At 36.0% G+C, this 5,371-nt stretch carries 6 protein-coding genes and 1 pseudogene; 5 read left to right on the top strand and 2 right to left on the bottom strand.

Annotated elements, in window-relative coordinates:
- The 4 genes and pseudogenes from HMPREF9200_RS01965 to HMPREF9200_RS01950 all read left to right on the top strand — a co-directional run.
- Positions 1 to 856, top strand: an 856-nt coding sequence (locus HMPREF9200_RS01965) for a TonB-dependent siderophore receptor (RefSeq protein WP_009353129.1), incomplete at its 5' end; no start/stop codon positions are given.
- Positions 857 to 979: 123 nt separating this feature from the next.
- Positions 980 to 1,159 carry a 30S ribosomal protein S21 gene (gene rpsU, locus HMPREF9200_RS01960; protein WP_009353131.1) on the top strand — a complete coding sequence of 60 codons (180 nt, stop codon included), beginning with the start codon at positions 980 to 982 and terminating at the stop codon, positions 1,157 to 1,159.
- Between the two features lie 20 nt (positions 1,160 to 1,179).
- A pseudogene (locus tag HMPREF9200_RS01955) lies at positions 1,180 to 1,634 on the top strand (GatB/YqeY domain-containing protein).
- A gap of 116 nt (positions 1,635 to 1,750) precedes the next feature.
- Positions 1,751 to 3,646, top strand: a complete 1,896-nt coding sequence (locus HMPREF9200_RS01950; RefSeq protein WP_009353130.1) for a glutamine synthetase — start codon at positions 1,751 to 1,753, stop codon at positions 3,644 to 3,646.
- A gap of 63 nt (positions 3,647 to 3,709) precedes the next feature.
- Here the strand turns inward: HMPREF9200_RS01950 and HMPREF9200_RS01945 are convergent, their stop codons facing one another.
- Together HMPREF9200_RS01945 and tpx are read right to left on the bottom strand one after the other, a co-directional pair.
- Complete coding sequence (locus HMPREF9200_RS01945) at positions 3,710 to 4,129, bottom strand: phosphate-starvation-inducible protein PsiE (RefSeq protein ID WP_038144480.1); 420 nt, start codon at positions 4,127 to 4,129, stop codon at positions 3,710 to 3,712.
- 69 nt (positions 4,130 to 4,198) lie between these two features.
- A complete protein-coding gene (tpx, locus tag HMPREF9200_RS01940) occupies positions 4,199 to 4,714 on the bottom strand; it encodes a thiol peroxidase (protein WP_009353127.1) in 516 nt (171 codons plus the stop codon).
- A 124-nt stretch (positions 4,715 to 4,838) separates the two neighbouring features.
- Between tpx and HMPREF9200_RS01935 the strand changes: the two genes are divergently transcribed.
- Positions 4,839 to 5,371 (top strand): ABC transporter transmembrane domain-containing protein (locus HMPREF9200_RS01935; RefSeq protein ID WP_038144477.1); only part of this gene is annotated, 533 nt, incomplete at its 3' end.

The raw sequence follows: 5,371 nt of genomic DNA, 5'->3' as shown, positions 1-5,371 counted from the left end.
TCATTATGATTCTTGGGCCACATTTGTAGAAGATTTATGGCGACCGATTCTAAAACTTTCATTAACATCGGCAATTCGGTATGAAAACAACAGTCAATTTGGGCATAATATTACACCAAAATTGGGAGTAGTCTATGAATTTGATATACATACACGGGTGAAATTTAACTTTGGAAAAGGATATAAAGCTCCAAGTATTTCAGAATTGTACTTAAATATGTTCCATACGACACCTATGGGTGTATTGAATATTATAGGAAATCCAAATTTAAAGCCTGAAACGTCTACGTCGTTTGATATAGCTTTAGAAGCAGAACGGGGTAAAACATTTGGAAAAGCATCGTATTATCATACACGAGTAAGCAATCTAATAGATACTAAACAGATAGAATCTGATGTACCTGGTGTGGCACAACGTCATCAATATTACAATATAGGGAAAGCAAAAATTCAAGGTATGGAACTAAGCATAGGTCACAAATTCACAAATCGATTCATGGTAAAAGGTACTTATAATTTAGTGGATGCTAAGGATATGAGCACCAATGAACGTTTAAGTAATCGTCCGCGTTCTATTAGCACGTTACAGCTGATTTATGATGACCATAAATCCAATGGATATAGTGCTGTATTGTGGAATAGCTTTACACATAAATATGGTTTTGAAGAAGCGCGAAATCGCGGCGCTAATAGTTATAATGAATACTCTTTTAACACATTAAACTTCAGTGTCAATAAAAAATGGAATAATGGATTATCTGCCTATGTAGGAATTGATAATCTATTAAATCGTGAAGTTCATGATTTGTATATTGATGATCGTATGTATCGTATGGGCATGGAAATGACATGGTAAGATAAAATCCTAGAGAGTATAGGGGACTAGGCTTGACAAATATATGTCAACTGCTTATAATATCTGTATGTGCGTATATAAATTACCTGCACTTCCATTATACGTTTTGGAGGGGGGATATAGATGTCAGAAATTAAAGTCGGTAAAAATGAATCGCTTGAAAGTGCACTTCGTCGTTTTAAACGCTCCTGCCAAAAAGCAGGTGTTTTATCTGAAGTACGCAAACGCGAACATTACGAAAAACCAAGCGTAAAAAGAAAGAAAAAATCTGAAGCAGCAAGAAAACGCAAATTCAAAGCGTAAGTCAATCTTGGAGGTACAACATGTCCTTAAAAGATCAGCTTAAAACAGATATGAAAGAAGCTATGAAAGCTCGCGAAGCGGGTAAGGTTGCTCTTTCAGTCATTCGCATGGTAAATAGCGCCATAAAAATACAGAAATCGATAAGAAAATTGAATTAGAAGATTCAGATATTATCGCTATATTAGCGAAGGAAATGAAAATTCGTCAAGATTCTTTAGCTGAGTTTGAGAAGGGTCATCGTGATGACTTGATTGCTCAAGTAAAAGCTGAGATGGAAGTATTAGCAAAATATTTGCCTGCCCAATTAAGTGAGGAAGAAATTCGTCACATTGTGGTAGAAGCGATTTCCACCCTAACTGCACCGATTAAGATGGGTGACCTTATGCCATTGGTAATGCCAAAGACTAAGGGCTGTGCAGATGGCAAGTTAGTCAATGCCATTGTCAAAGAAGAACTTGCAAAAGTCAACCAATGAGTTGACAGACTTAATTGATTATGTTACTATAATCGCATAATATAATACTAAGTCAATGAGGACTCTAAGAAACATAGTTTCTTAGAGTCTTTTTGTTTATTATGAGGAGGTTTATCATGAGCAAAGAATTATTATACTACATTCCAGCAGGCCAATATGGTAAAGAAGGTGTTCTTGCCTTACTAGAACAACATCCAGAAATTCGTTTTGTATCTTTAGTAGGGGTTGATCTTGCAGGTAATGATACAGATGAAAAAATTCCAATGGAGCAATTCTTTGATGATTATGAATCTTTTTTTGAAGGCCGTGCGGTACAAACAGATGGTTCCTCTGTTGTATTAACTAATATTGCAACATTGAACAATGCTCGTGTAGATATGTGGGGCGATCCAAGTGTGAATTGGTTTGTAGACTATAACTATGAACATATTGATGAAAAAACAGGCAAACCAACTGGTACACTTCGTATTCCAGCATTCTTAAAACACTGTGATCGTTATGTAGACTCTCGTTCTATCTTAAAACGTAGCTGTGAATATGTAAAAGAAGAATTGATGAAATTATTACAAGCGAACCAAGTGAAAGGCATGGAATTTATCGATGCTAATGAAATCGCTGACGTTATCTTTACATCTGCTACAGAATTGGAATTTTGGGTGAAAACACCGTCCAGAAATGTAGATGCAAAAGCGTTATCCGTATCTCAAAAACTACAAGAGCAATACTGGCAACGTACTCATGGTTCCGTGCGTACAGCTTTAGAAAAAGCAGTATCCTTATTGGATAAATATGGTTTACATGCAGAAATGGGCCATAAAGAAGTAGGTGGGGTAAAAGCCAAACTTGACGATGAAGGTAATGTGGACTGGGTATTAGAACAATTAGAAATTGACTGGAAATATACAAATAATCCATTGCAAACAGCAGATAATGAATTACAAGCCCGTATCATTGTTCGTGAAGTGTTCCGTGAAAATGGTTTAGATGTTACTTTTAACGCGAAACCAATCATCGGTGTAGCAGGTTCTGGGGAGCATACACATTTTGGTGTAATGGTGAAAATGAAAAATGGCAAAGTCCACAATTTGTTCTCCCCAGCGGATTTACGCAAAGAACATGCCAGCCCATTGGCATATGGTGCTATTATGGGTCTATTAAAACACTACGAAGCTATTAACCCATTTATTTCCTCCACAACAGACTCCTTGAACCGCTTAAAACCAGGCTTTGAAGCACCTGTATGTATCGTAACATCCTTGGGTACAGATCCTGCATTGCCAAGTCGTAATCGTACGATCCTTTGTGGCTTGATTCGCGATGTGGATACACCAATGGCAACTCGTTTTGAATTGCGTTCTCCAAACCCATATACAAATACATACACAGCATTAGCATTGATTTATTTATCTGCTTTCGATGGCATGAAATATGTTATCACATCAGGTAAAGCACCAGAAGCGATTTTGGCGGAATTATCCAAAAAAGAAGGGGAAGCAGCTGACTATCTAGAAACATCCCGTGAATATCGCTCAGAAGTGGATGTATTTGATGATTTTACAGCAGAAGAGCGTGATCGTAAATTTGGTAAAGCCCCTGCCACTGTATGGGAAAATATCCAAGGTTATACAAACAATCCAGAAAAAGTAGCATCTTTAACATTGGGTGGTGCTTTTGAACAAGATTTAATGGATTCCTTTATGGCGGGTATTTTAAAACGTTGGACATTGGAACTAGCAAACCGTATTGTGCCAGCTAATATTCAATTAGTGCGTTCTTTGCAAGCTGTTCATGATACAGCAGATGCATTTGATAGTGCGAACTGGAATAAAGTCAATACATTGCGTTTATACTTGGCAAAAGATAGTGTAGATAGCAAATCTTTATTTACACGTATTACTGATGCATTAGCAAAAGGTGATTATGATACAGCATCTACATTACAAGTTGAAATGAATGAAAAAGTACTTGAATTAGAAGCGTTGTATGCAGAATATACTCGTAATATTCTATAATAGGTACTTAGTATAAAAAAGGACTGACCACAACATTGTGTTCAGTCCTTTTGTTATGATAATCTATAATCTTTCTCCAGTATTAGGCTCTTTACCATATCGAACGACTAATACTAAACTGATGACTAAGGCCAAGATAGCAGAAGACCAAAGAAATAAATCTATAGCAGATTCATGAGATACAATAATCAGTCGAATGATGGCAGTAATGCCGATGTAGATAAAGTAACGAAGAGGGAAGTGGAAGTTGTTTTTAAAATATTTTACCACTAAGGATAAGAATTCAAAAAATAGAAAGAAATTAATAATTTCTTCTAAAAATGTAATATATGCCACTTCGGTTGTGAATAAACCTGGTATGAGCGTTACAATATGAAATGCTGTATTCAAAACAGCTACGGTTAATACAATGCCGATAGAGAATAGAGTGAAGTTTAGAACCCACTGAAAAAATGTAGATATTTGTTGCAAAAAATAATTCATTTGGACCTTTCCAATAAAAAAGGGTGGAGTGACGAATCACTGCACCCTTATATACTTTGTAAGTAACAATTATACTAACGCTTTAGTAGCCGCTTCAGCTGCATCAAAGTTTACAGCAGAAGTTACCTCTGGTACGTATTCTACATAACGAATTACGTCGTCTTTGTCGATGACAACGATACCACGAGATAATAAGCGTAAGCCTTCAAGAATGAAACCATAATTTTCACCGAAAGAAAGGTCGCGGTGGTCAGATAAAGTTTCAACTTTGTCGATACCAGCAGCACCACACCAACGTTTTTGAGCGAATGGTAAGTCTACAGATACCGTCAATACAACAACGTTTTCACCTAATTTAGAAACGTTTTGATTAAACCAACGAGTTTGCGCATCACATACGCCAGTATCCAAAGATGGTACTACAGAAATAACTTTAACTTTACCAGCATAATCAGCTAATGTTTTTTCACCTAAGCCATTGTCTAATAGTGTGAATGCAGGAGCTTTATCACCTACTTTTACTTCTTTACCTAATAAAGCGATTGGGTTACCTGCAAATGTTACTACACCTGTACGTTTTTCCATTGTATGTTCCTCCTTAAAATACGGAATATTATCTTTTGTATAATGACATTATAACATGGTACAATAAAATTAGTAAATAAACTTTATCGAAAAAAATCGAAATTATCATAGAATGGGGGTACTTATGAAAGGTTTTCATTTATTCCGTTACTTTTTCAAAGATCATTCGTATAAATATATTATTGGAATCATATTACTACTTACTATAAATGGGTTATTCTTACTGGTTCCTTCTTGGATGGGGGAAGCTATCAATACATTATATGTTGGCAAAGATGGAATCTGGCAGTATGTATGGTGGTTTATCGTATTAGGCATTGTTATTACTGTGTTAAAATTTATCTCTCGTCATATGCTTCTAGGTTCTATCCGTAATTTTGAGTTTTATTTACGTCGAGAGTTATTTCGACATGCCTTACGCATTCCTACATCTTATTATGATGAACATGGTCCAGGAAAAGTTATGGCTTTGATGACAAATGATGTAACCTCTCTACGTGTGTCTCTGGGATTAGGGGTTATGTTATTTGTAGATGCCTTATTCTTTGGGGTCATTGCGTTTTGTATCCTTGTTCAAAAGATGTCCCTCTGGTTAGCAGTGGTGACTATATTGCCGATGCCATTTATTGTGTATGGCATGTTGAAGCTTTCAAAACG

The organism is Veillonella sp. oral taxon 780 str. F0422 (genome assembly GCF_000221605.1).
GTDB lineage: Bacteria > Bacillota > Negativicutes > Veillonellales > Veillonellaceae > F0422.
This window is presented reverse-complemented; position numbering and strand designations above follow the sequence as displayed.